The organism is Paraburkholderia terrae (assembly GCF_002902925.1).
Taxonomy (GTDB): Bacteria; Pseudomonadota; Gammaproteobacteria; order Burkholderiales; family Burkholderiaceae; genus Paraburkholderia; species Paraburkholderia terrae.
Map to the genome: position 1 here is coordinate 1,621,288 of NZ_CP026112.1, position 24,452 is coordinate 1,645,739.

At 63.3% G+C, this 24,452-nt stretch carries 22 protein-coding genes and 1 pseudogene; 14 read left to right on the top strand and 9 right to left on the bottom strand.

The window, feature by feature from the left end:
- Window positions 1-29: 29 nt before the first annotated feature.
- Window positions 30-1,622: an MFS transporter gene (locus C2L65_RS23445; protein WP_042308300.1), complete on the bottom strand. Its 1,593-nt coding sequence runs from the start codon at window positions 1,620-1,622 to the stop codon at window positions 30-32.
- A 312-nt stretch (window positions 1,623-1,934) separates the two neighbouring features.
- Between C2L65_RS23445 and C2L65_RS23450 the strand changes: the two genes are divergently transcribed.
- The 3 genes from C2L65_RS23450 (at window position 1,935) to C2L65_RS23460 (ending at window position 5,727) form a co-directional block, all read left to right on the top strand.
- Complete coding sequence (locus tag C2L65_RS23450) at window positions 1,935-3,110, top strand: hypothetical protein (RefSeq protein WP_042308239.1); 1,176 nt, start codon at window positions 1,935-1,937, stop codon at window positions 3,108-3,110.
- A gap of 123 nt (window positions 3,111-3,233) precedes the next feature.
- Window positions 3,234-4,358 carry an FUSC family protein gene (locus tag C2L65_RS23455; protein WP_042308240.1) on the top strand — a complete coding sequence of 375 codons (1,125 nt, stop codon included), beginning with the start codon at window positions 3,234-3,236 and terminating at the stop codon, window positions 4,356-4,358.
- A 190-nt stretch (window positions 4,359-4,548) separates the two neighbouring features.
- Window positions 4,549-5,727 carry a TIGR03118 family protein gene (locus tag C2L65_RS23460; protein WP_042308242.1) on the top strand — a complete coding sequence of 393 codons (1,179 nt, stop codon included), beginning with the start codon at window positions 4,549-4,551 and terminating at the stop codon, window positions 5,725-5,727.
- 105 nt (window positions 5,728-5,832) lie between these two features.
- Here the strand turns inward: C2L65_RS23460 and C2L65_RS23465 are convergent, their stop codons facing one another.
- Window positions 5,833-7,338 (bottom strand): RNA polymerase factor sigma-54, encoded by a 1,506-nt coding sequence (locus tag C2L65_RS23465; protein WP_042308243.1) that lies wholly within the window; start codon window positions 7,336-7,338, stop codon window positions 5,833-5,835.
- A 424-nt stretch (window positions 7,339-7,762) separates the two neighbouring features.
- On the opposite strand from C2L65_RS23465, the gene C2L65_RS23470 reads away from it, so the two are divergent.
- Entirely contained in the window at window positions 7,763-8,101 is a 339-nt protein-coding gene (locus C2L65_RS23470) for a BON domain-containing protein (RefSeq protein ID WP_007576590.1), read from the top strand.
- A gap of 99 nt (window positions 8,102-8,200) precedes the next feature.
- Here the strand turns inward: C2L65_RS23470 and C2L65_RS23475 are convergent, their stop codons facing one another.
- On the bottom strand, window positions 8,201-8,653 hold the full coding sequence (locus C2L65_RS23475; RefSeq protein WP_042308246.1) for a PA2169 family four-helix-bundle protein: 453 nt from the start codon (window positions 8,651-8,653) through the stop codon (window positions 8,201-8,203).
- Window positions 8,654-8,939: 286 nt separating this feature from the next.
- Here C2L65_RS23475 and C2L65_RS23480 point away from each other — a divergent pair, with 286 nt between their 5' ends.
- A complete protein-coding gene (locus tag C2L65_RS23480; RefSeq protein ID WP_081920938.1) occupies window positions 8,940-9,212 on the top strand; it encodes a hypothetical protein in 273 nt (90 codons plus the stop codon).
- A 73-nt stretch (window positions 9,213-9,285) separates the two neighbouring features.
- Here the strand turns inward: C2L65_RS23480 and C2L65_RS23485 are convergent, their stop codons facing one another.
- The 3 genes and pseudogenes from C2L65_RS23485 to C2L65_RS23495 all read right to left on the bottom strand — a co-directional run bounded on the left by C2L65_RS23485 (window position 9,286) and on the right by C2L65_RS23495 (window position 10,765).
- Complete coding sequence (locus C2L65_RS23485; RefSeq protein ID WP_081920940.1) at window positions 9,286-9,642, bottom strand: DUF1488 family protein; 357 nt, start codon at window positions 9,640-9,642, stop codon at window positions 9,286-9,288.
- Window positions 9,639-10,178 carry a DUF4142 domain-containing protein gene (locus C2L65_RS23490; protein ID WP_042308250.1) on the bottom strand — a complete coding sequence of 180 codons (540 nt, stop codon included), beginning with the start codon at window positions 10,176-10,178 and terminating at the stop codon, window positions 9,639-9,641. Before C2L65_RS23490 ends, C2L65_RS23485 begins: the two co-directional genes overlap by 4 nt.
- 36 nt (window positions 10,179-10,214) lie before the next feature.
- A pseudogene (locus tag C2L65_RS23495) lies at window positions 10,215-10,765 on the bottom strand (type 1 glutamine amidotransferase domain-containing protein).
- Window positions 10,766-10,959: 194 nt separating this feature from the next.
- Here C2L65_RS23495 and C2L65_RS23500 point away from each other — a divergent pair.
- Window positions 10,960-12,096, top strand: a complete 1,137-nt coding sequence (locus tag C2L65_RS23500; RefSeq protein WP_042308252.1) for a DNA topoisomerase IB — start codon at window positions 10,960-10,962, stop codon at window positions 12,094-12,096.
- A 15-nt stretch (window positions 12,097-12,111) separates the two neighbouring features.
- Here the strand turns inward: C2L65_RS23500 and C2L65_RS23505 are convergent, their stop codons facing one another.
- From C2L65_RS23505 to C2L65_RS23515, 3 genes are all read right to left on the bottom strand, one after another.
- Window positions 12,112-12,405: a hypothetical protein gene (locus tag C2L65_RS23505; protein WP_042308302.1), complete on the bottom strand. Its 294-nt coding sequence runs from the start codon at window positions 12,403-12,405 to the stop codon at window positions 12,112-12,114.
- 192 nt (window positions 12,406-12,597) lie between these two features.
- Complete coding sequence (locus C2L65_RS23510; protein WP_042308254.1) at window positions 12,598-12,783, bottom strand: hypothetical protein; 186 nt, start codon at window positions 12,781-12,783, stop codon at window positions 12,598-12,600.
- Between the two features lie 60 nt (window positions 12,784-12,843).
- Window positions 12,844-13,116 (bottom strand): hypothetical protein, encoded by a 273-nt coding sequence (locus C2L65_RS23515; RefSeq protein ID WP_042308303.1) that lies wholly within the window; start codon window positions 13,114-13,116, stop codon window positions 12,844-12,846.
- 286 nt (window positions 13,117-13,402) lie between these two features.
- On the opposite strand from C2L65_RS23515, the gene C2L65_RS23520 reads away from it, so the two are divergent.
- The 8 genes from C2L65_RS23520 to C2L65_RS23550 all read left to right on the top strand — a co-directional run bounded on the left by C2L65_RS23520 (window position 13,403) and on the right by C2L65_RS23550 (window position 24,426).
- Entirely contained in the window at window positions 13,403-14,077 is a 675-nt protein-coding gene (locus C2L65_RS23520; RefSeq protein ID WP_042308255.1) for an HAD family hydrolase, read from the top strand.
- A 108-nt stretch (window positions 14,078-14,185) separates the two neighbouring features.
- Complete coding sequence (locus C2L65_RS46200; protein ID WP_167306574.1) at window positions 14,186-14,323, top strand: hypothetical protein; 138 nt, start codon at window positions 14,186-14,188, stop codon at window positions 14,321-14,323.
- Window positions 14,324-14,402: 79 nt separating this feature from the next.
- The gene (locus C2L65_RS23525; RefSeq protein WP_042308257.1) at window positions 14,403-14,897 is read left to right on the top strand and encodes a PRC-barrel domain-containing protein; all 495 of its coding nucleotides are present in this window, start codon (window positions 14,403-14,405) and stop codon (window positions 14,895-14,897) included.
- 84 nt (window positions 14,898-14,981) lie between these two features.
- A complete protein-coding gene (locus C2L65_RS23530; RefSeq protein ID WP_042308259.1) occupies window positions 14,982-15,431 on the top strand; it encodes a DUF3175 domain-containing protein in 450 nt (149 codons plus the stop codon).
- 22 nt (window positions 15,432-15,453) lie between these two features.
- A complete protein-coding gene (locus C2L65_RS23535) occupies window positions 15,454-16,788 on the top strand; it encodes a cation:proton antiporter (RefSeq protein WP_042308261.1) in 1,335 nt (444 codons plus the stop codon).
- A gap of 242 nt (window positions 16,789-17,030) precedes the next feature.
- Window positions 17,031-19,943, top strand: coding sequence for a bifunctional glycoside hydrolase/polysaccharide deacetylase family protein (locus tag C2L65_RS23540; protein ID WP_042308269.1), 2,913 nt, complete (start codon window positions 17,031-17,033; stop codon window positions 19,941-19,943).
- Complete coding sequence (locus C2L65_RS23545; protein ID WP_042308270.1) at window positions 19,918-23,853, top strand: tetratricopeptide repeat protein; 3,936 nt, start codon at window positions 19,918-19,920, stop codon at window positions 23,851-23,853. The genes C2L65_RS23540 and C2L65_RS23545 overlap by 26 nt, the downstream gene beginning before the upstream one ends.
- A 21-nt stretch (window positions 23,854-23,874) precedes the next feature.
- Entirely contained in the window at window positions 23,875-24,426 is a 552-nt protein-coding gene (locus C2L65_RS23550; RefSeq protein WP_042308271.1) for a transporter, read from the top strand.
- Window positions 24,427-24,452 lie beyond the last annotated feature (26 nt).

Here is a 24,452-nt window from a genome sequence, read left to right on the forward strand (position 1 = left end):
CCAGAAAGCGCGCACGCCCGTCATGCTCCTCAAGCGCCGCGCACTTCCGTTTCGGCATAAGTCACCTGCACGGCGGGCACGAACCACGCGAGGCACAGCCCGATCAACGCGGCAAGCGCGGCGACGGACAAGCCGATGTGAATCGACGCAATGAGCGCTTCGCGCGCCATGTGCATCATTGGATCGCTGGAATGCCCCGCCGCCACCAGATGCTCGATCAGCGCGGACTGCTCGTTGCGATCGACAAGCAGATCGGGACTCGCGAACGACTTGAGCCATTGCGTCGCCTGATATGAATCGAGCGAGCGGGTCACGCCCTGCGTGTACATATGGCCGAGCAGCGCACCCGTGATCGCGGTGCCGAGCATGCCGCCAAAAATCCGCAGCGATTGCATCAGCGCCGTCACCGCGCCGAGGTGATCGCGTGCGACGATCTGCTGCGAGCAGATCGTCAGGTTGGTCGCGACGAGGCCAAGCCCCAGTCCGCTCACGCCCATGCACGCCATCCACACGATATGCGGCTCGTGGCCCTTGAACGAGACGAGCGCAACGCAGCCGATCACGAAGAACGCGAAGCCGGCATACATCAGCCCGTTCGCGCGCCGGATACGCGTGACGATACGATTGTTCAGCACGCTGCCGACGGTCGTGCCGAGCAGCAGCGGCGTGATCAGCATGCCGGAATCGTGCGGCGACATCGCGTAGCCGCCCTGGAACAGTAGCGGCACGTAGAACACCATCGAAAACAGCGCAAAGCCGCCAAGCACCGACATCGCGAAGAGCGGTGCGAGCTTGCGGTCGAGCAGCACGTCGACGGGGACGACGGGATAGCCCATGCGCTTTTCCCAGAAGTACAGCGTCAGGCCGCACACGGTCGTGATCGCGAACAGCAGCGCCGTCGTGCCGCTGATGCCCTCGCGCGGCAGTAATTCGATCAGCAGTTGCAGCGCGCCAAACGTCACGGCGACGACGAAGGCGCCGAGCCAGTCGAGCTGGATCGGTCCGCTCGTCTTCAGGTGTCGCAACTTCGGCACAAACATCTGAACAAAGATCAGCGACACGATACCGATGGGCACGTTGACGAAGAACACCAGCCGCCAGCCCTGCATCTGCGTGAGCATGCCGCCGAGCGTCGGCCCGACGATGTTCGCGATGCCGAACGACGACGTGACGAACACGAGCCAGCGCAGCCTGAGTTTGGGATCGGGGAACAGATCGGCGACGGTGGCGAACACGGTGCCGATCAGAATGCCGCCGCCGATGCCCTGCAGGCCGCGCGCGGCGACCAGGAACAGCATGCTGCTGGCAAGCCCGCACAGCACCGACGCCAGCGTGAACAGCAGGATCGCCGCGATCAGGAACGGCTTGCGGCCGTATAGATCGCCAAGCCGCCCGAAGATCGGAATGGTGATGACGGACGCGAGCATGTACGAGGTCGCGACCCACGCGTAGAAGTCGAAGCCCTTCAGGTCGGCGACGATGCGCGGCAACGCGGTGCCGACGATAGTCTGGTCGAGCGCGACCAGCATGGTGACGAAGGCGATGCCGAGCATCGCGAGCAGCGACTCGCGAAACGGCAGCAGTTGACGGCTGGGATCGTGAACGGCACTGGCGGACCTCATGGTGTGCTCCACCGTAAAGACGTCCGCGTGCGCAGCGGACAGGCTGCCGGGCCTTTGCCCGGGCATGCGTCTCTATCGAGAGTGATACGCGCGTTTAAAAATAGCAAGGGCATTTCCCTGGCGGACGCCCGTCATTGCTGCCGGCTTTGCTGCCCGGCTTTGCTGCCCGCCTTCGCGCCGGCATCCGCTGCAGCCCGGGCGCGAATTCCTGCCTATACTTACCTGGCCGTTTCGGACAAAGGTAAGCGGCCAGCCGCCGCGCAACAGGTGACTCTCTCATCCGTTTGCTAACACGAACGAAGGAAACCTCTGGTGAACGACGCCGATCTGGTCGCCGCGGCCCACGCCGCCTTCAATCCTTATGTTCTCGAGCAGTTGAGCAGCCGCATTGGTTTGCCGCCCGACGCAATCAGGCTGGTCGTGGAACGCGCGGCGCCCGGCATCGTGCTGACGATGATGGCGAGTGCAAGCAGCGCCGAAAGCGCGCAACGCCTCTTCCTCGTGATCATGTCCACCGAATCCAATGCACGTATCGCGGCGCAGCTCGCCGGACTGACAGCGAGTTCGCACGGACTGAAGGCCGTCGAGCGTTCGGGCCATGAGCTGGCGATACGCATCGCCGAGAGCCGCGAGATCGCGTTGATCAGCGACCACATTGCCGCCCTGACGGGCGTGCCGCCGCAAGCCGCGCATGCGCTGACGGATGTCGCGTCGGCCGTGGTGTTCGGCGCCGCCAAGCACCATATGCTGCTCGAACAGGGCAGCGTCGCCGACCTGCCGGGCTTGCTCGCCTATCAATGGCCGATCGCTGCGCCGTGGCTCGCCGAAGGGTATTCGAAGGCGCTCGGATTCGAGAGTTCCGCTGCGTTCGCGGATAGTGTCCCGCAACGGCTCGTCGAACTCGCGGCGGTGATGCCGCGCGCGAGCGCCACGGCGGGGAACGGGGCGACCGGCTGGGCGACGAATGGGGCGCCGCCATCCGCGGATGCAGCGCGGTCCGGTGCATACTCTGGCGGCGATTCCTACGGACTGGCGGGTGGCGCTGCGGGCGCGTCTGCGTCTGCGTCTGCATCTGCTTCTGCTGCCGCGCGAGCGGCACCCGGTGTGCCCACGCAGTTGCTGACGACAGTCGAACCCGCCGCGCCCCGCCCGCGCCGCGTTCCCGTCTGGGCTTGGGGCATACTCGGCGTCATCGTGCTGCTGATCGGCATCATCATGTACGGCTACCAGCAGCGAACGGGCACGGACGAAGGGAGTCCGCAGGTCACCAGCAGCATGGCATCGGGCACGTTGTCCACGCCGGCGCCCGTGTCCGAAGCATCTGTACCGCCTGCGGCACAGGCGGCGACCGATTCGGGCGGGTCGGGAACGGCGGCGTCGTCGGAGGCAGTGGCGTCGTCCGAAGCCGCGTCCGCTGCAGGTGCGGCCGCCAATGTGGGCGGTTCGCCAGCCAGCAGCGCGAACCCGGCCTCTGCGGCAAGCCAGTGAAACGGGCATTGCGCGATTACCGCGCCGGGCCGCGATCCGCCGATCGCTTCTCGCCGTGCGCACACTCGACGAAACGCCGTTTTCCCTCATGCGAACCTTTGCCCAATTGTGACCAGTCGCACCATGGAACCGTCCACTGATCCCGCCGATCGCGAACCTTCCGCCGACACGGCGCGCCGCGAGATACCCGCGAGGCATCCATTTGCCGCGCTCGGCAACTGGCTCGCGCGTGTCGATCCCGGCACGCACCGACGCATCAAGGGGCTGCGCCTCGTGACGGCCTACGGCCTCGCCTCGGCGCTCGGCACATTGCAGGACGTCACGCATGGATTGCCACGCGATGCGTCGGTCGGCCTGCTCGCGGCCAACTTCGCGCTGTGGGCGAGCGTGTCGGAGGCGCGCACGACACGGCACGAATCGAGCCGCGATCTCGCGCTGCTATGCGCGGCGGCCGCGCTCGGCGCGGCCATGTACGTGTGCGTTGCACAGCCATTGCTCTTCTTCGGGCATGCGGGTCCCGAGCTCGTACTGGTCACGGGTGCGTTCCTCGTCGGCTATCTGAAGCGATTCGGCGTGACGGGCGGCGGACTCGGCTCGCAGATCTACATCGGGCAACTGCTGGCCTACGGCGCGAACCTCGTTCCCGCCGATCTGCCCGCCATTGCGATTGCCGGGTTGATCGCGATGCTGGCGTCGATCGTGCCCCGCCTGCTGAGCGGGCCCGCTGAACGGCCGGCCGTCGTCGCCGCGCTGTCGCCCGGACCCGAGCCTGTGGCCGGACGGCCTTCACCCGAGTTCGTGATGGGACTGCAGGCCGCGAGCGGCGCGCTCGTCATAGTCGCGTTGAACGCGTGGCTGAACCTCGCGGAATCGGTGTGGGCGATCACGGCCTGCACGTACGTGGTCGCAGGGTCCGCGACAGGCACCGTGCAGCGCGTGCGGAGGCGGATCATCGGCACGCTCGTTGGCGTGCCGCTCGGGCTCATCTGTTTGCCGATCGCGGAGCATGCGCCGCTGCTGATCTGGCTCGCTGCGGCATTGGCGATGATCGTTTATTCGATGGCGCTGCCCGAGCGATACGACATCGCGTGCGGCGCGTTTGCGTTTACGCTGATCGTCACGCTCGCGGTGAACGGCATTCACTCGATTCCATTTCTCACGGCGCGGGCGTGGGAGACGTTGATTGGTGGGGTGCTGGGGTTGCTGGCGGCGATGGTTATTTTTCCGTTGAGGTTGAGGGAGAAATGAGGCTGCATTGAGCCGAGGAAAAGCGCCCGTATATTTTTAATCAGAACAACGGAATATTCCGGATTCTTATTCGTTGCGCGTTACCCGCTTTATAGCAACGCCGAATATCTCCCATCGACGAAGGAATAAACCCCACCCCCACCCCGTTCAATGACCGTCACGACCTTTCGACAAAGCAAGGAGTGCGGTCATGAAGTCTCTATTCGAGGTATTCGGCATCGCAGCCTGTGGCGCGGCTTTAGCGACGCTCGTTTCATGCGGTGGCGGTTCCGGGTCGAACAATATGAGCACGCCTGCGGTGTCGTCGTTCACCGCGGCGGCTCTCGTCTCCGATGGCGCCGTGTCCGCGCCTCACACCGATCCAAACCTGAAGAACGCCTGGGGCGTTGCATTCAATCCGAAAGGCTTCGTCTGGGTCGCCGACAACGGCACCAATCTCGCAACGCTCTACGACGGCAACGGCGTGCCGCAATCGCTCGTCGTCACGATACCGGCCGGCACCAACGGCGACGCAGCACCCACGGGCATCGTGTTCAACGGCACGCCGAGCTTCACCGTCACGCAGAACGGCAAATCAGGCGTCGCGGCCTTCATCTTCGCGGGTGAAGGCGGCACGATCACGGCGTGGGCGCCCGCTGTCGGCCCGACCAACGCCTTCACGATGTACGACGATGCCGCAGGCGGCGCCGTGTACAAAGGGCTCGCGCTCGCGGCGAACAACGGCAGCAACTTCCTCTATGCGACGGACTTTCATAACAACAAGATCGACGTGTTCGATACGAACTTCACGAAGGTGACGATGCCCGGTGGCTTCAAGGACAGCGCCATCCCAGCCGGTTTTGCGCCGTTCGGCATCCAGCTGATCGGCTCGAACCTGTTCGTTACCTACGCGATGCAGGACGCGGCCAAACATGACGACGTGGCGGGCGCGGGCCAAGGCATGGTCGATGTATTCGACACTGCCGGCAATCTCAAGCAGCACTTCGCGACGGGCGCACCGTTGAACGCGCCATGGGGTATCGCGCAGGCACCGAGCAATTTCGGCACGTTCAGCGGCGCGATCCTGATCGGCAATTTCGGCGATGGCACGATCAACGCGTTCGATTCGTCGAGCGGCAAATCGATGGGACCGCTGAAGTCGTCGAATGGCAGCACGATCGTCGAACCTGGCTTGTGGGGCATTGCGTTCGGCAACAACCTGAGCAACCAGCCCTCAAACACGCTGTTCTTTGCAGCGGGGCCAAATGACGAAGCGGACGGCGTGTATGGAAGAATCGATCTGAATCCGGCTTCCAGTTCGGGCACGGGCACCAGTTCCGGCTCCGGCACGGGGTCGAGTTCGAGTGGCGGCGTGGGCGTCGGTATGTAGCACTCTGCCCTTTCTTTCTTCACGCAAAACACAACGGCCGCTCCTTCAAGGAACGGCCGTTGTGTATCTCACGTATCTCGCGCTTCACGCGCAAGCCAGCGGGCATCAAACCTGTCGACGCAACTCCGCAGGCGGCACCTTCATCAGATGTCGATACTTCGCCACCGTACGTCGCGCGACGAGCACGCCCTGATCCGCGAGCATCTTCGCGAGCGCGACGTCGGACAGCGGATCGCGCGTGTTTTCCGCAGCGATCATTTCCTTGAGCAGCGCGCGCACGGCCGCTGCCGAACAGGTGCCGCCGCTTTCCGTGCCCAGTTCGCGTGGGAAGAAATGCTTGAACTCGAAAATGCCGCGCGGCGTCGCCATGTACTTGTTGCCCGTCGCGCGCGAAATCGTCGATTCGTGCAGGCCGAGTTCCTCCGCCACGTCGCGCAACACGAGCGGCTTCAATGCGATCTCACCGTACTGGAAGAACGGCTTCTGATGCGCCACGATGCACTCGGCCACGCGCTGGATCGTTTCGAAGCGCTGCTGCGCGTTGCGTATCAGCCAGCGCGCTTCCTGCAACTGCTGCGCGAGCGGCGAGCGGCTCGCGCCTGCCGACTGCGCGAACAGTTCCGCATACATACGGTGAATCCGCGCGCGCGGTAGCACAGCGGGATTGACGGTCACGACCCACTTGTTGCGCACGCTGCGCACGATCACATCCGGCACGATGTAATTGTCATCGGCGCGGCCATATGAATTGCCCGGCTTCGGATCGAGCTTGCGCACGAGCGTACACGCCACGCGCAATTCCTCGGCATCGCAGCCGATCTGCTTCTGCAACTCGGCATGTTCGCGGCGCGCGAGACGGTCCAGATGATGTTCGACGACCTGCTTCGCCACGTCGCGGCCCGGCGTATCGGCGGGCAGCGCATCGATCTGCAGCGCGAGACACTCAGACAGCGATCGCGCCGCGAGTCCCGGGCGGTCGAGCGTCTGCACGAGCCGCAGCGCGACCAGCAAATCTTCTTCCGTCAACGCGGGTTCGATGTCGAAGACGTCCGTGAGATCGGCGAGGTCCTGGCGCAGATAGCCGTCGTCATCGAGTGCTTCGATGATGAGGCGCGCGACTTCGCGGTCGCGATCGTCGAGCCGATAGAGACGCAACGCATCGTGCAATTGCTCGTGCAGCGTCGGTTGCACGCGCGCCCATTCAGTCGGGTCGGCCGCATCGGAATCGCCGTTGTAGCGCGACGGACCGCGGCCGTAGGCATCGCCTGAATAGTCGCCGCTTGAATAGTCGCTGCTTGAATAATCGCCGCCATCATCCGACGAGGACGCAACGCTTTCTGTGGCCGGCTCCGCCGACGAGCCTTCCATCGCGTTGTCACGTTCGTTGGCAGGCAGTGTTTCGCCGTCGGCGCCGTTGCTCTCGGCCGTCTTGCCTGCCGACAGATCTTCCGAAACAGACGGGTCGTATTCGAGGAAGGGATTGGTGTCGAGCGCGTTGCGCAGTTCCTGCTGGAATTCCAGCGACGACAGTTGAAGCAGGCGCACGGACTGCTGCAGACGCGGTGTGAGCGCGAAAGTTTGCTTCGCGCGTAGTTCGATTGTAGGCGGCATACAGACTCTTCCTGTGATTGTTCAAACAGCTTCGCGCCCTACCTACGCAACTGTCGTACCAGTTTTCGCAACTGTCTGTTTTGATTCGCCTTTGTGTTGCCGGAGCGCACGCCGCGTGCCCGTTCCCCGCGCGCATTTTACAAACGCTCTGAAATTCGAACCGAATCATGCGGCATCGCTACGAGCGGCCAGATCACGCGACACGCGACGACATTCCAGCACCGATGGGCACGACGCTTGCTGACCGTCTCACAGGGACGCGCCATTGAGCAGGATTGAAACGCGGCGCGTCCTGTGTCGGCGACGGACCAGACGGAACCGCGGCGGCAGTGTTCTTTGGTCGGGTCATCGGCGGCATCGCGCCGCGATCGATCGCACGGACAACAGGACCGCAACCCTGATCATCAACCGAGAAGGAGAAACCATGAAAACCATCCAGTTCCTCAAGGCCGCAGGCAGCATCGCATGTGTTGCATTCGCACTGAACGCTACGGCGCAAACGACGGCCTCCGCGCCGCCCGCCACTTCCGAGAGCGTTGGCCAGCATATCGACGACGGCACTGTGACCACCAAGGTCAAGGCCGAGCTGCTCGGCGCGAAGAACGTGAAGTCCACGCACATTCACGTGAAGACCCGCAAGGGCATCGTCTGGTTGTCGGGCTCGGTGCCATCGGCTGACGACAAGACTGCCGCGCAGGACGTCGTGCAAAACGTGTCCGGCGTGAAGGGTGTGAAGAACCATCTGAAGATCGCAGCCGATTAAGCGTTTGACGCATGCGCGTGTTTAACACGCACGCGTCAATGCGTTAAAGCGTCAGAGGCCGCCCTTGATTGGGCGGCCTCTTTTTATGTGCTGCCGGGCTCAGGCTTTCATCGCCGCGTACTGATCGCGCATCGCGCGAATGCGGTCATGGTTTTGCAGCACGCCGTGATATAACCGCTCGACCACTGCGCGCACATCTGCTGGCAGGTCTTTTTCGAGCGCTTCGTGAAAGCGCTGCTTCGCGGCGTCCTCGCCCTTTTCGCAATCGGCGAGAATCGCGTGATCCGCGCGGCTGCCCACGGCCGACTTCACATCGAGCCATCCGCGATGCAATGCGCCAGCGACGCTGCCACCGCCCTCCGGCTTGCCGCCCAGTTTCAACACGAGATCCTGCAGTTCGCGCGCGCCTTGCGTGCAACGGTCCGCGCTTTCGAGCAACGCCTCCTTGACGCTTGCGTGATTCGCGTCCTCGGCGGTTTTCATGAAGGCGCGCTCGGCGTCCTTCGACGTCTCGATCAGATCGTTCAGCACGGCAATGACATTCGTCGTCATACGTTGCTCCTTTTCCGTTATCCGTGGGATGCGAGCTGTTACGCACTCGTCATGCCCGGTATCCAGACATGCGTGTCGTCTTTGCCATTGTGGCGAGTAATTGCTTCCAGTCGGATTCCGGCGCTACGCCCTCGCGACCGCGAACGCAAGCCCCATGCGTACACGGCAAGAAGGCATGGATGTTGCTGCATAACGCTGCTGGACCCTCACGCACTGCGCAAAGGCTTTTAGCAAAGCGCGGTCGATACATAACGCGGGCCAGCCATCGACAAGGGAGAACTTCACCATGAGGATCAGGAGCGCGGAATGCCTGCTGTTCGTGGCCATTGCCACGTCAGCCATCGTTGCAGAGATACGCGCAAATACGCTGTCATCGAGCCAGACCAACGTGCCGGCGCCGACAGCCCCACACACCGCTCGCTTGCAAGCTTGCGATGAAGCGCACAACGGGATACTGCGGGCGGCGTGCGAAATGCAGAACGAGCGTCGTCCCATCGACGGAGACGATCGCCCGACCAACGGCGTCGCGACACCACACGCAGGCAAGCTCTGGGTTTGATCGTTGGGTTTGGCGAAGATTAGGCGCGCGGCTGCCGGGTACATTGCGGCAGCCGCCTTTTTTGCGCGCCTGGTTATGTCTTCAGCCGCCGGTCCGACTCCATCCCTTCTACGCGGAACAGGCCGCTGTGCAGAATGACGCTTTCGCCGCTGTTCTGATCGAGCGCTTCCGCGCACACGGATCGGATACGCGCGCGGCCACGCTCGTACGCGCCGACCAGTGCGTCTTCGAGTGGCGAATCAGCGCCGAAATGATCTTCGAGCGCCTCCGCCGAAATCGCGCACGCGACAGGCTCACCGTCGACGCACGCGTTGAAGCGCACAGTCAGGCTCGACCCATCGAACACGGGAGCATCATCGGTGAATGTGATGTGCATAAGAGAGTCCTCGTACGCCGCGCGCGGCATGAACACCTTGACAATCCCGTTCATGACGAAGCCTTGCGCGCATTGGCGAGTTGCTGTGCCATCGCGAGATGGTGACGAATGGTCGGGAGCGCGCGGGTCGCCGCTCCCTTCAGTTGCGGGTCCATGCCGCTTTCACTTTCCTTCTGAAACAGTTCAACCGCTTTCCGATGGCCGCCCACCGCGACTTCATCGATATAAGCCTTGTCGAAGTCGTCGCCCTTCAACCCTTGCAGCTTGCCGACCAGCGCCGAGTCCGCGCCCGGCGATGAGCCCAGGCCCTTCTGCGTCGCGACCACATCGAGACTGCGGGCGAGCTTCGTGTGATCCGCGATCATCTGCTGCGCGAACTTCTTGACCTGCGGATTGGACGAGTTCGTCAGCGCGAGCTTGCTTGCGGCAATCTCCGTTGCGCCCGCCTGCGACGCGTCCTGCACGAACTGCGTGTCGCCCGGCGAGAGCTTCGTGTCCGCACTGGCAGGCAAGCCTGTCGCAACGCCAAGCGCGAGCACGGCAGGCATGGCGAGGGCTCGAACGAATGAGCGGAATGGGCGAATAGTCATGCTTCTCTCCGATTGATGCGGCGCGCCCGATGGAACTCAGGCCACTCTCTTCTTCGACAGTTGCGCGATCAGCGTTTTGTTGAACGCGGGAAGATCGTCGGGCTTGCGGCTCGTGATGAAGTTGCCGTCCTCGACCACTTCCTTGTCGACCCATGTGCCGCCTGCATTGCGGATATCGTCCTGCAGGCTCGGCCAGCTCGTGACCGTGCGGCCCTTGATCAGCCCGCCGACACAGGCAGCCACGTACCGTGGCAGATCACCGCGATTGGCTTCTTTGCCTGATCGGCCGCCTTGACGAATGCCTGTGCCTGCGGCAACAGACGGATCGCATCGCCATTCACGACGCCGCCCGGCAAGATGACTGCGTCGTAATCGTTCGGCGCGGCCTTATCGAACGTCGCATCGACGTCGACGCTATCGCCCTTGTCCACATGCCTGAAGCCCTGGATCTTCCCGGCCCTGGCAGAAATTACGTGGACGGTCGCACCCGCTTCCGTGAGCGCGCGACGCGGCTCGATCAGCTCGGCCTGTTCAAATCCGTCCAAAGCCAATACCGCAACCTTGCATCCAGCCAGAGTGCTAGCCATGTGCGTGTCCTCCCTTCGCAATCTTGTGTCTTTGAGTAAGCAGCGTTTGTTCACGTTTGCTCATTGAGCGAGCAAGTTCGATGCCCAACGCGTGCAGCGCGTTCGACTGCAACAGTGACGAAGGTTCAGGCATTGCTATTGCACAAAGTTAGCGCGTCACTGCATGTCCGCTACACAAGACCGGAAAGCGAGAAATGAAAACGATGACACGCAACGCGATCGATGCGATCGCCAAGGGACTGTCCACCGCGATGCCGGCGGGACTGCGGCATGCCGACGACACACGGCCAGGCTTCACGCGCAGAAAGCTCAGAGGCGTATTCGTTTATTTCGATCTCGACGGCAAACGCATCGACGACGAAACGCAGATTGCGCGCATCAACGCACTCGCGATACCGCCCGCCTACACCGATGTCTGGATCTGCCCCGACCCGCGCGGCCACATTCAGGCGACGGGCCGCGATGCGCGGGGCCGCAAGCAGTACCGTTACCACCCTCAATGGCGCGAAACGCGCGACGCCGACAAGTTCGGCCGCATGGCCGCGTTCGGGCATGCGCTGCCGAAGATACGAGCGCGAGTCGCACGCGATCTGGCGCGCGAAGGCATGCCACGCGAGAAGGTGATTGCGGCCGTCGTGCATCTGCTCGATACAACACTGATCCGGATCGGCAGCGTCGAATATGCGCGCGACAACCAGTCCTATGGCCTTACCACGCTGCGCAAGAAGCACGTGAAGATTCGCGCGGGCGAAGTGCGTTTCCGGTTCGCGGGAAAGAGCGGCATCGAGCACGACGTGACCGTCGACAATGCGCGCGTCAAGCGTATTGTGCGCAGGTGCGCGGAGTTGCCGGGCCACGACCTGTTCCAGTACATCGACGAAGACGGCGCGCGCCATACGATCGGCTCCGCCGATATCAACGAGTACTTACGCGACATCAGCAGCGCGGACTTCTCGGCGAAGGACTATCGCACGTGGGCGGGCAGCGTCTATGCGATGGCGGTGCTGCGCCAGCTGGTGTGCGAAAGCGCCGCTGATACGCGCCGTCATGTCGTCGCGACCGTGAAAGAAGTGGCCACGCTATTGCGCAACACGCCTGCTGTATGCAAGCGCTGCTATATCCACCCTGAAGTGATTGCGGCCTTTGAAGCCGGCGAGTTGCAAAGCCTGCTGCCGCAGCGCACGAAGCGCCACATGAAGGTCGACGAAGCGGCATTCGCCGCGCTGCTCGTTCAAGTGGAAAAGCGCGCGCGGCTCGCAACGCTGCTCACAAGGTCGAGCGCGCTGCGCAAGCAGGCGAACACGCGAAAGCGCGCCGCCCGTCCCGCGTGAACCTGTGTCGCCGCCTTACTCTTCGTACGCCGCCATGACCAGCCACATGTCGCGTTCGCTGCTGTGAATCTGTGCGGCCAGCGCGTAGCTATCGTTTGGCCCGCACGTACTCGCAAGCGTGCGCTGCGCGACTTCCGCATCTTCGAATACGCAGTCGTCCGCCAGTGGCCGAACTTCGCGCTTGCCTTCGAACATGTGCTGACTCATCCGGTACACGAGCGGCTGCTGCTTCCACACATGAAAGCAGTCTTTCACGTGCTGAAAATCGCCGCCACAGATGTTGCTCTGATAGTGAATCTTCGATCGCATCGCATCACCTCCACATGCGGCGCCGTGCGTGTTGCCGCGGCCGATCGTAGTGCCGCGCAACGGTGGATCGCCGGTCGAACAGAACGCAGTTGCATGCTCCGTCCGCTGCGCGGATCGCCACGTGCCGCTGTCGTACCGTCTGCTTCAAGTCCTCGATGAAGCAGCACGGTACCAAATCAATTACTCCACGCGTCACTGGCTCGCGCCCGATGCCGCCGCGGCGCCGCTCGCGCCCATGGCGCTGTCCGTTGCGGCAGGCGCACTGGCGCCCGTGGCCGTGTCGGTGGTGCTGTTGTCCGCCTTCTTGCAGCCCGCGCCGAGCGATATCGACACGACGGCGAGCGCGAGTATCAGATGCTTCAAAGCTGCCTTCGTCATGGTTTCTCCCGTCTACGTTGCAGGTCCGGTGCCACCTTCGCGCCGGACATGTCTGTCAGATTACTGCCCCTTCGTATCGCTGCTGGCGTCCGCACCCGGCATGTTGGTCGTATCCGTGGCCGGCTTCTTGTGCGAAGTCGACTTCTTGTGCTGCGCCTTCGACGACGCATGCGTGCCCGACGCGGCCATCGTCTGATCGGATGAGCTCATACCGGCGCCGTTCCCGCCGCCGCCCGCTGCACCGCCACCGTTGCCATTGCCGCCGCCCTGCGCAAAAGCGCTTCCCGACAGCGCGAGCAATGCCGCGACGATCCATGTCGTTCTGTTCTTCATCTGCGTACCCTTTTGAATGAAATGAAAGCGGCTGACGACCGCGAAAATCCTGTTGCTGTCATCGCCGAATCGAGCAAGCGGCGTGCCCTGCGAAGCCGCGCCCACTCTCGCTTTGCGGCCCGAAAACGCTGTTTTCCCGGCGGGTTTCGTACGCGGTCAGATGCCGCAGCGCTGCACACACACGCTGCGGCGTTTGATAATTACAAAGAGGACGTAAATCTTTCGTGCGATAAAGGGCGCAATATAAAGTTGCGCGGCATGCCATTCAGACCAAGGAGAACACTTCATGCGTATTTCGACATCTTTTCTGTTCGACCTCGACGGCACGCTCGTCGACAGCGTGTATCAGCATGTGCTCGCATGGAAGGAAGCGCTCGACGAAGAAGGCATCGAGTTATCGGTGTGGCGCATCCATCGCAAGATCGGCATGAGCGGCGGGCTGTTCACGAATCAGCTGTTGCGCGAGACAGGCGGCGACATGAGCGCCGAACGCGTCGAGCGCTTGCGGCGCGCGCATGCTCGCGCTTACAAGCAGTTGCACGCCCAGGTGCGTCCGCTGCCCGGTGCGCAGGCGTTGCTGGCCGCGTTAACGGAAAGCGGTACGCCTTGGGCAATCGCGACCAGCGGCCGCATGGAAACGGCGGCCGTCAATCTGGAAGCGCTCGGCGTCGATCCGTCGAAGACAGTCGTCGTCACGCGCGACGACGTCAAGTACGCGAAGCCCGATCCCGACCTGTTCGTCGCCGCAGCGCATCGGCTGAAGGTGCAGATCGAGCATGCCGTCGTGGTCGGCGACAGCATCTGGGACATGCTGGCTGCCCGTCGCTGCCGTGCGCTCGGTGTGGGCCTGCTGTCGGGTGGCTACGGCCAGGAAGAACTCGAACGTGCGGGCGCGCTGCGCGTCTACGAAGACCCCTCCGATCTGCTCGAACATCTCGACGAGATCGCCGCGCGTCCCTGAATCCTCGACACCCTTCGTATTCGTCCGACACTGCAAGGCGTGCCGCGTGGCACGCCACGTGCAGCGCTCCTGTCACGACCATTTCCGCACACAGACAGGAGCGCCAACATGACCCGCGACCCAACCTCCCACGACAACTCGACCGCCCGCCCGGACAACGCGCCGCGCGGCGAGCCGGAACCGCCCGACACATCGAAAGATCTGCCCGAATTGCCCGATCCGGTCGAAGTAGGCGAAGCCGGTTGACAGGAATAGTGGTTGCTTGAAGGTTGCCTGAGCACTGCTATACGCATGATCCGTACGGACCAACCCAGGGAGAACCATCATGACGTTACAGAACCAGACACGCGGTGGAGCGGATATCGTCGGCACGAGCCGCGGCCGGCATCGCGGACCGGGCCCGGAAGTGATGGCGGCCGATACGCTGGACGGCGACAAGGTATTGAGCGCCGACGGCGACGACATCGGCAAGATCAAGGACATCATGCTCGACGTGCGCTCGGGCCGCATCGCGTATGCGGTGTTGTCAAGCGGCGGCTTTCTCGGCATCGGTGACAAGCTGCTCGCGATTCCATGGAGCGCGCTCACGCTCGACGTGGACCGCGAGTGTTTCCTGCTCGACATGCCGACGGAAAGCGTGAAGAACGCGCCGGGCTTCGACAAGGATCATTGGCCGTCGATGGCCGATTCCACGTGGGCCACGTCGATCCATCAATACTATGGACGCGAGCCATACTGGGGCCGGGAGGATGAGCTCGGCGTCGGCGACATCGCGCCCGGATCGTCGAATGCGCCCGAAGCGGGCGGCGTGAAGCTGTAGAGCAAGCCGCGCTTCTCCGACATAATCGACGCAGTACCCGTTCGCTCGCTACGCAACGCCGGCATAGCGGGCGGATTTGGGTTGATGGGGAACATGATGGCCAGCACTAGCAAGCGCAGCGGAACATCGCGCGCGAAGAAAACCACAGTGGCGCATCCATCGACGCGCGCCCGAGGCGGCCGTCCACCGCGCCAGCGTCATTCCCAGGCGAGCGCCGCGCACCGCGCGCGAAAAGCGGCATCGAGCCGCCCGGGGAAGAACTCGAAGTACTGGTCGCATCACGTGATGGAGACCAGTGACGCGATGGACATCGAGAAGGACATCTTCAGAACAGGAACCGCCGACGAAGTCGCGCAATCGCTGAAGCGCTCGTCGACGCGCAGCAAACGGCGCAAAGGCACGCCATATCAGTCGGCGATGTCGATGCTCAACTTCTATATCAACCGCGCAGGCCGCAACCTGCCGAAATCGCGAAAGAGCACGCTGGAGCAGGCCAAACGCAAGCTGCGCGAAGCGTTCAGCCGCGCGCCATGAACGCGCCGCGCGTCACCTGCTGATGGACGAAGAGACTGTCTGGTGGTATCTGATCGTTGGCGGCGTGCTGATTTTCATGGGCGTCGCCGCCACGACGTTCAAGCGACTGCCGTTGTCCGCGGCGATGTTCTACCTCGCCATCGGCTATGCGCTCGGGCCGTCCGGTCTCGGGCTGCTGCAACTCGACCTCGCCCGCGACGCGCACATACTGCGCCCCGTCACGGAAGTCGCATTGCTCGTCTCGCTGTTCGCGATCGGGCTGCGTCTGCGGCTGCCGCTCTTCGCGCCCATGTGGACCTTGCCGCTGCGGCTCGGCTTCGTCGCGATGGTGTTGACGATACCGCTGCTCACCCTCGTCGGCGTATTGCTGCTCGATCTCGACTGGGGTCCGTCGTTACTGCTCGCGGCCATCCTTGCACCGACCGACCCCGTGCTCGCGCATGATGTGGGCGTCCAGGATTCCGACGATCTCGACCTGCTGCGCTTTTCGCTATCGGGCGAAGGCGGACTGAACGACGGCATCGCGTTGCCGTTCGTGCTATTGGGACTCGCCCTATGCACGTCCGGCGCGCCGCACGGAAACGAGGCGAGCGGCTGGCGCATCGCATTCGAAGCGATCGCGGGGATTCCCGGCGGCCTCGTGATAGGCGGCCTGCTCGGCTGGATGACCACCAAGTCCGTCGCATGGTTACGCACGCGGCACGCACAGGCACTCGGCCTCGAAGGCTTTTTTGCGCTAGGACTGATTGGCCTCGCTTACGGCGCCGCCCTGCTTGTACACTGCAACGGCTTCGTTGCCGTCTTTGCAGCGGGCGTTGCGATGCGCGGCGTCGAGCATCGTGCAAGCGGCAGCCGGTCGGCGCGCGAAGCGATCGGCACCGTCGATTCGGAAGACGTCGTCGCGACGGCCTCCGATCCGCGCAAGGCCCACGCCTTCATGGCCGAATCGGTGCTCGGCTTCACCATCGAACTGGAACGCATCGCCGAAGTCGTCGTAATGATGATCGTCGGCAACGTGCTCGCGACTTCCGGCGCATCGCTTTTCACGTGGCAAAGCGCGGTACTGATCGCGGCGCTCTTTATCGTGGTGAGACCACTCGCCGTCGAGGCATCATTGCTCGGGTCGAATGCCGCGCATGCGCAGCGCCGCTTGATGAGCTGGTTCGGCATTCGCGGCATCGGGTCTTTCTATTACCTTGCGCTCGCACTGGAGTCGATGCAGCAACGTCACATGCAAGACCTGCTTCCCCTCGTGCCGTTGACGCTCGCCGTCATCACTTCTTCTGTCATCGTGCATGGCATAAGCGCAACGCCATTGATGAACTGGTATCACCGCATCCGAAAACCGGATCGGTAATCTCACTCAAAATAGCTTTAAGCGTTTTATTCGCTTTAGCACAAACCCTTATGCTTCGCGAATCTAAAAGCGCATCACTTTTAAAACACACGCTTCATTCGCAACAGAGTGTGTTCTCAAGCAAGAATGAGGCTAGGCGCACACCTGAATGTTGTCTATGATAGGCGCTGACGCAATTGAGCATAACAAGACGTCACAACATCAATCTGCCCGTTCAGATCAGCAGAACACTTTTTCTGTCAATGACGCCAAGCGAATTGCATCGTTATTTGAGGGAAATCATTTTCGCATTCATGCGAGTGTGCCTGGCGGTTTGCACCGCGCGTTTGCAGCGAATTGGCAGGCCAGGTTTTCTTGTCATTGCACTGGTATTGCCCTTTCATTCTGCCTTTGCCGACGACATCACCCCGTCCGTCACGCAACCTTCATTTGCGCTCTATTACGGCAAGTCCCCGCCCGTAGAAATGCTTTCTGCATTCGACGCAGCCGTCGTCGAACCCGATAGCGGTTTCGATCCGCTTGCGCATCGCTTGCCGCATACCACGTGGTTCGCTTATGCGAGCGTCGGCGAAGTGCTGCCCTCGCGCAGCTATTACGCCGATCTGCCGAAGAGCTGGCTGGCGGGACACAACGAAGCATGGGCATCGCGCGTGATCGATCAAAGCCAGCCCGAATGGCCCGCGTTCTTTGTCGAGCATGTCATCAAGCCGCTTTGGGACAAAGGTTATCGGGGCTTCTTTCTCGACACGATGGATTCGTGGCAACTCGTTGCGAAGACGGACGAAGCACGCGCTGGGCAGATACAAGGACTGGCCAATGTGATTCGCGCGATCAAAACGCGCTATCCCGATGCAAAGCTGATCTTCAATCGCGGCTTCGAGATTCTTCCGCAGGTACACGACCTCGTGTATGCGGTTGCGTTCGAATCGCTGTATCGCAGCTGGGATCAATCGAAGCAGCGCTATACGGAAGTCTCCGAACAGGACCGCGCATGGCTGCTCGGACAGGCGAGGACGATACGCGAGCAATATCACCTCCCCGTCATCTCGATCGACTATTGCGCGCCCGCCGATCGCGCTTGCCAGCAGGACACCGTCGCGAAGATCAGGGCGCAAGGCATCGTGCCTTACGTCACAGACGGCGCGCTGGCGACGATGGGCGTCGGCGCCGTCGAGCCCGCCAAACGTCGTATTCTCGTGATCCAGGACCCACCGCGGCGCACGGACCTGAACGTGTCGCCGGGCGTGCGTTTTCTGGCGATGCCGCTCAACTACCTTGGCTACCGGATCGACTATCGCGATGCGCGCGACCCGATGCCCGAAGGCGATCTTCGCGACCGCTATGCGGCCATCGTGCTATGGCTCGAGGGCCAGGTGCCGAACAGCAAGGCGTATCGCGACTGGCTCACCGCGCAGATCGACGCGAAGATTCCCGTTGCCGTGTTCACGACATTCGGCACGCAGATGGACGCCGATCTCGCGAAGAAACTCGATCTCGAAACGGTGGCCGGCGCGCCGTCTAACGGCAAGCTCGACGTCGAATCGTACGACCCGAAGATGATGGGCTTCGAAATGAAGCCGCATCCGCTGGCGCGGGATTTCACGCCGATCCGCGTCGGTCCCCATAGCCGTTCGCTGCTGCGGCTGCGCTCGGGCGACTTCGTGATCGACGGCGCGGGCATCACGCCGTGGGGCGGCTATGCGATGCGCCCGTTCGGCGTGTACGAGCTGGATGCCGTTAATCAGGCGCGCTGGGTTGCGCAACCCATCGAATTTCTGGGCGCTGCGTTGCGCCTGAACCATGACATGCCCGTGCCGGACACGACGACAGAAAACGGCCGGCGCCTGCTGATGTCGCATATCGACGGCGACGGGTTTGCCTCGCGCGCCGAGTACACCAACTACACGCCGCCCAACTCCGACATCACGCCGCAATACTCGGGCGACATGCTGTATGCGCTGTTGCGCGACTCCGGCATGCCCACCACCGTCTCGCTGATCGAGGGCGAGGTAAGCGACGAAGGCCCGTTCAAAAGCTTCGCGCCGCACCTGCGCACGATCGGCAGACAGATCTTCGAGTTGCCGAATGTCGAAGTCGCAACCCATACCTACACGCACCCGCTGCAATGGATGCGCGTCACGGGCCTGGGCGTCTCCGACACGCGCGACACGCCGACGGAAGGCAGCAGCCAGACGAACAGCAGCGGCCTGTCCATCGACATTCCCGGCTACCGGTTCAATATCGACCGCGAGATCAAAGGCTCGATCGACTATATCGACCGCAACGTCGCGCCAACGTCGAAGCCCGTGCGCATGGTGTTGTGGAGCGGCGATTGCCAGGTGCCCTCGCCCGTTCTTAAGGCGGCGTACGAAGCGGGTGTGCTTAACCTGAACGGCGGCGACACGCTGATCACGAAGCGCTTTCCAAGCTGGACGGCGATTGCGCCGCTCGGCGTGATGAAGAACGGCTACTACCAGATATTCGCGCCCAACCAGAACGAAGAGCTGTATACGGACCTGTGGCATGGCCCGTTCTATGGCTTCTCGCGCGTGCTCGAAACTTTCGCGATGACGGACAAGCCGATTCGCTTCAAGCCGATGGACATCTACTACCACATGTTCACGGGCACGAAGTACGCGTCGATGAAAGCGCTGCAGCAGATCTTCGATACCGTGCTCAGGCAACCCGTCACGCCCGTCTTCACCTCTGAATACGCGCGCAAGGTGCTCGACTGGCTCGACACCAGCATCTCTCAGGAGCCGGGCAGCAACGTCTGGGTCGTGCGTAACGAAGCGAATCTGCGCACCGTGCGGCTTCCCGCCGGCAAGGTGCCCGACATGTCGAACGCGACGGGTGTCGCGGGCTATCTGCCGGGACCGGGCGGCACCTATGTGCATCTGACGGGCGACGGCACCGCGCGCTTCGCCGTAATCGACCAGTCGGCGGCACACGCTGTGCCCTATCTCGCCGAAGCCAACGGCATGCTCGACCACTTCGTGCGCACGCGCAACGGCTTTTCGTTCGATCTGCGCTCGCACGTCGCGCCGATGTTCCGCATCGCCAACGCCGGCGCATGCCGCGTGACGAAGCGCCCCGTGATCGGTACCACCAACGACTATCGTCAACTGCATGTCGACGTCGCCTGCGACACCTGAGCGGCAGCGGCTCTTTTCGCCCGCCGTGATTCTCGTGCTCGGCCTGCTGGTCGGCGTGATGCTGGCGCTCGCCTTTCCGCGCGAGAGAATTGAATCGCGGCTGCTCGAAGGCGCCAAGGTCGACAGTCTCACGATCGCCTATCTCGAAGCATGGCTGCGCGTCGATCCGAACAACGCGGAAGTGCTCTCCGAACTTACGCGTGAATACCTGAAGGGGCAGCGCATCTCGGATGCGACGCGCATCCTCGACCGTCTATCGCGCTCCAACGATCCGAACGCGCGACAAAGCGCGCTGGCCATTCGCGTGTCGCTCGCGCAGCAACGTCTGTATTCACTGAAACCGAACGATCCAGCGCGGCCCAAGCGCATGCGCGAACTCGATGCGCTGCTGCACGAAGCGCTCGGCTACAAGTGGGACATCGAGCAATTGAAGATGCTCGCGCAGCAGGCACGCGGGCTGAGCGACAACGATCTCGCCGCGCGCTACTACACGCTGCTCGCGCAGTCCGATCGGGCGCATGCGCGCGAGTGGCTGGCCGAGCTCGCGCAAACGCAGCTGGGCAACCAGCAGCATCGCGCCGCCGCCGATGCGTGGTTCGCGGTGCAAGCGCAAGCCACCACGCTTGACGAGAAGCGTGCCGCGTTCATCGCCGGATTGCGCGCGCTGCAATCGGGCAACGACATGCCGGCGACGATGCAGGCGGCCGATCAGCATATCGGCGATCTTGCCGATGATCCTGAAACACTGCGCTTTCTCGCCAATCTCGCGCTGGCTGCGGGGCGTCCCGATCTGGCGTCGAAGTACGTGAAGCGATTGATGAAGATGTCCGCGCTGGATCATGAGCAGGCGCTTGCGCGGCGTGCGTCGTTCGTGCCGAAGCGCGCGGCGGACCCAGGCACCGTCGAGCATCGCACGACGCGTGGCGTGTGGCTGCGCGCGGTGTGGTATCGGCCGCACCCTTCGCGCGGCGCGGCGCTACGTCACGCGCTAAACAATGCTTCCAACACTCGAACCACAGCCCGCGTCGTACGCATTGCAACGACAGCACCCGCTGCTGTCCCACTGACACCGACGCCCACGAGCGACGCAGCCGAGTCCGATTACGAACTCGCGTATCGCGTGTTCCTCGCGAACGGCGACGTCGCGAACGCGCAGCGCATCGCGCAAACAGCCGTCGACCGCGATCCGCAGTCGATCCCATGGCGCGAGCGTCTCGCGCAAGTCGCGGAATGGAACCGGCGTCAGGACATCGCGCTCGCCAACTACGCCGTCATCGCGAAGATGCGCGGCACCGACGACGACTGGAAGAAGGTCGCGCGTCTCGCGCCCGGACTCAACGACAACACCGCGATGCTCGCCGTCACGCTGCATCAGGCTGACCAGCAGCCGGGCAATCTGAAGCTGCTCGATGCCGTCGTCTTCTCGTACGAACGCATCGCCGATCCCGATTCCGCGTTGAGCTTTCTGCGCACGCGCTTCAATGGCCCGTTGCGCCGCCAGGCCATGGAACGTTATGCGCAAGTCGCCGAACGCAAGGGCGACGACGATCTCGCGCTACGCACATGGCGCGATCTCGAACGCGAATACGGGCCGAACGCAGCCTACGGGTTGAAGATCGGCACGATGCTGTATACGCGCACGCAGTTCGACGCGGCGCTCGCGGCGATGAATGAAGCGAAGCGCGGCGCGCCCGCGTCGAACGATGAATTCTGGCGCTTCTACTCGCTGCTCGCCGACTCGAACCAGAACACGCGCGATGCGAGACTTGGCTATCGCCAGTTGATCGTGGGCGGCAAGGCCGATGCGCAAGACTACGAGGTGATGACGAACTTCTTCAACGACTCGCCGCTCGACGCGGGCCGCCTAGCGGAATACGCGTATCGTCATGGCGGGCCGCCGCGGATGCTGTCGGAAGCGTTGTACGGCTATCAGCGCGCGCACGCGTGGGGCCGCATCAGGATCTTGCTCGCCTCCCTCACGCCCGAACAACTCAAGGCCGCCGAGCAGTCGGCCACGTTCCTGCTCGCACGCGCCGAATACGAACGGCAGACGGGCGCCAACGATGCCGCGCTGCGCGACATCGAGCGCGCCGCCGCGCTCGATCCGAATAACTCGGAAGCGCGCGCGGCCTACATCTGGGTGCTGAACGAGCGCGGCACGGATGCCGCCCTGCTCGCCGCGCTGCGCCGTCATGCGGGCGACGCGGAGAGCGATCCGCAGCTATGGCCCGCGTACGGCGCGGCATGGTTGCGGCTCGGCGACGGGCGCAAGGCGCTGCATTATCTCCACAAGCAGGCCGCGCAAGCGCAGCAAAGCCCGTTGTGGCGTCTCACGTTCGCGGACGCACTGGAACTGACCGGCCGCGTCGATGAAGCGTGGCGAGTGCGCAAGCAGGTCTGGCTCGAACTGGCTCGCCGCCGGCGCGATCCGTCGAAAGCAGCGCCGTTGCCCGCCGCCGAGCAGGACGATCTGCGCGGCCGCTATGTCGCGCTCACGCAGTTGTACGCGGGCGGCGACCGCTCGCGCGCGGTGTTGATCGACCTGCTGCGCGCCGATCGCAACGGCGCGGGCGACAACCAGGCGGCTGCGTCCGAGCTTGGCGACATCGGCCAGTTGCCGCCCGCGAAGCAGGACGAGATCCGCAAGAGCCAGCGCCTCTATTCGGCCATCGCGCGCGAGGCGGCCATTTCCTGGGCGCAGAACGAAGAGGCGTCGGACATGGAGCGCGCCTGGCTCGAAAAGCAATATATCGACGACAGCCAGCGTCCCATCTACGCCGAAGCGCAACTCGCGATCAACGACGGCGACGTCAACGAACTGTCGCGCCTGCTCGACACGTTGCCCGATCTGATTCCGAGGCAGGCCCGCGCCGATGCGCAGGCACTCACGGGCCGCACGTCCGCCGCGCAAACCAGCGCAGTCGACTCGCTCACGCGCGAGCCCAATGACGAAGTGATGCAGGCGATGGCGCGCGAGCAACTGCTCAGCAATGCGCAGGCGCTGGCGGGCGCATTCCGCTATGTCGATCAGGGCTCGCTGCGCTTCACCGAGGAATCCGCGACGGGCAGCGTGCGCCTCACGCCCTCGCAGAACCTGCAGTTTCGCTACCAGCAGCGCGACCAGACCGTGGACGGCTCGCAACTCGCCTACGCGCCGAAACACGACCGCCTCGCGGAGGCGATCTATGGCCACAAGGGCCAATACGACGAAGAGCACGTCACGTTGGGCCGCCGCAATGCGCTCGAAGACTTCACGACGGCGCGCGTCGAAGGCACGTACAACGTCTCGCAGCGCCTCACGCTGACCTATGCGCTCGGCTACAACCAGGCCGCGACGGAATCGACGCAACTGACGGTGGGCGGCACTAAAGACCTTGCCACGCTCGGCTTCAATTACCGGCTCGATCCGCACTGGTTCGGCGGCGCGCGCTACGAGTACGCGCGCTTTCACGGCCAGGACCGTTCGTATCTGGGCAACGGCAGTCTCGTCGAAGCGAACTTCGGCTACAAGATCAAGGCCGATTACCCCGACTACACGATCCGCGCCGTCTTCGCACACGGTCAGTACAACGCGACGGGCACGCCGGGCGAGCCGCTGCGCGTGCTGCTGCCGCAGAACACGCCGTTCACGGCCGCGTCCTTCATGCCGCAGACCTTCACGCAAGGCGGCCTGCTGTTTTCGTTCGGCGACGATCTGCCCGAGCAGTATTCGAAAGCATGGCGGCCAATATTCGCGGGCGGCCCGATCCGCGATTCGCGCGCGGGCTGGTCGGGTCAGGCGGAACTCGGCCTGGCGGGCAGCGTCTTCGGCAACGATCAGATGCTGCTGTACGGCGCGTATCAGGGCGTCTCGTCGAATCATTCGACTTCCGTGAAGGAAGTCGGCGTGCGCTATCGGTATCTGTATTGAAGAGCCTTTGAGGAGAATGACATGGACCACAGCAAGAACCTTCGCGCACGCGCGTCGACGTTGTTTGCATCAGCGTTGGCGTTGATGGCGCTCACGCTCGCGGGCTGCGCCGTCGTTGATCGCAGCGCGCCGCCCGCGATCGCGAAGACCGACAGCCTCGCGATTCTGCCTATCGCGAACAACACCGAGACGCCGCAGGCGGGGCAGCGTGCGGCGTCGATTGCCCAGAGCCTGCTCGCGTCCTACGGCTTCACGAATCTGTCGCGCTACCCGGCGAGCGCCGACGACGAAACGCTGTTCGACGCCGCGAAGCCGGACGCGCAGCAGAACGCGCTGAACTGGGCGCGCCAGCAGAATGCGCGCTATGCGCTGACGGGTGCCGTCAACGAATGGCGCTATAAGGTCGGCGTGGACGGCGAGCCGGCCGTGGGCCTCACCTTCGATGTAATCGACGTGCAGACGGGCAAGGTCGTGTGGACGGGCACGGGCAGCCGCACCGGCTGGAGCCGCGATGCCGTATCGGGCGTTGCGCAGAAGCTGGAGCGCGATCTGCTGTCGCCGCTCGCGCGGTGAGGCATGCCCTGCTCCCCACGACTATC

Excerpts from the sequence above, each read along its gene's own strand:
- C2L65_RS23445 (WP_042308300.1), bottom strand. The coding sequence starts at position 1,622 with ATGAGGTCCGCCAGTGCCGTTCACGATCCCAGCCGTCAACTGCTGCCG.
- C2L65_RS23455 (WP_042308240.1), top strand. The coding sequence starts at position 3,234 with ATGGAACCGTCCACTGATCCCGCCGATCGCGAACCTTCCGCCGACACG.
- C2L65_RS23460 (WP_042308242.1), top strand. The coding sequence starts at position 4,549 with ATGAAGTCTCTATTCGAGGTATTCGGCATCGCAGCCTGTGGCGCGGCT.
- C2L65_RS23465 (WP_042308243.1), bottom strand. The coding sequence starts at position 7,338 with ATGCCGCCTACAATCGAACTACGCGCGAAGCAAACTTTCGCGCTCACA.
- C2L65_RS23470 (WP_007576590.1), top strand. The coding sequence starts at position 7,763 with ATGAAAACCATCCAGTTCCTCAAGGCCGCAGGCAGCATCGCATGTGTT.
- C2L65_RS23475 (WP_042308246.1), bottom strand. The coding sequence starts at position 8,653 with ATGACGACGAATGTCATTGCCGTGCTGAACGATCTGATCGAGACGTCG.
- C2L65_RS23480 (WP_081920938.1), top strand. The coding sequence starts at position 8,940 with ATGAGGATCAGGAGCGCGGAATGCCTGCTGTTCGTGGCCATTGCCACG.
- C2L65_RS23485 (WP_081920940.1), bottom strand. The coding sequence starts at position 9,642 with ATGAACGGGATTGTCAAGGTGTTCATGCCGCGCGCGGCGTACGAGGAC.
- C2L65_RS23490 (WP_042308250.1), bottom strand. The coding sequence starts at position 10,178 with ATGACTATTCGCCCATTCCGCTCATTCGTTCGAGCCCTCGCCATGCCT.
- C2L65_RS23500 (WP_042308252.1), top strand. The coding sequence starts at position 10,960 with ATGAAAACGATGACACGCAACGCGATCGATGCGATCGCCAAGGGACTG.
- C2L65_RS23505 (WP_042308302.1), bottom strand. The coding sequence starts at position 12,405 with ATGCGATCGAAGATTCACTATCAGAGCAACATCTGTGGCGGCGATTTT.
- C2L65_RS23510 (WP_042308254.1), bottom strand. The coding sequence starts at position 12,783 with ATGACGAAGGCAGCTTTGAAGCATCTGATACTCGCGCTCGCCGTCGTG.
- C2L65_RS23515 (WP_042308303.1), bottom strand. The coding sequence starts at position 13,116 with ATGAAGAACAGAACGACATGGATCGTCGCGGCATTGCTCGCGCTGTCG.
- C2L65_RS23520 (WP_042308255.1), top strand. The coding sequence starts at position 13,403 with ATGCGTATTTCGACATCTTTTCTGTTCGACCTCGACGGCACGCTCGTC.
- C2L65_RS46200 (WP_167306574.1), top strand. The coding sequence starts at position 14,186 with ATGACCCGCGACCCAACCTCCCACGACAACTCGACCGCCCGCCCGGAC.
- C2L65_RS23525 (WP_042308257.1), top strand. The coding sequence starts at position 14,403 with ATGACGTTACAGAACCAGACACGCGGTGGAGCGGATATCGTCGGCACG.
- C2L65_RS23530 (WP_042308259.1), top strand. The coding sequence starts at position 14,982 with ATGGGGAACATGATGGCCAGCACTAGCAAGCGCAGCGGAACATCGCGC.
- C2L65_RS23535 (WP_042308261.1), top strand. The coding sequence starts at position 15,454 with ATGGACGAAGAGACTGTCTGGTGGTATCTGATCGTTGGCGGCGTGCTG.
- C2L65_RS23540 (WP_042308269.1), top strand. The coding sequence starts at position 17,031 with ATGACGCCAAGCGAATTGCATCGTTATTTGAGGGAAATCATTTTCGCA.
- C2L65_RS23545 (WP_042308270.1), top strand. The coding sequence starts at position 19,918 with ATGTCGACGTCGCCTGCGACACCTGAGCGGCAGCGGCTCTTTTCGCCC.
- C2L65_RS23550 (WP_042308271.1), top strand. The coding sequence starts at position 23,875 with ATGGACCACAGCAAGAACCTTCGCGCACGCGCGTCGACGTTGTTTGCA.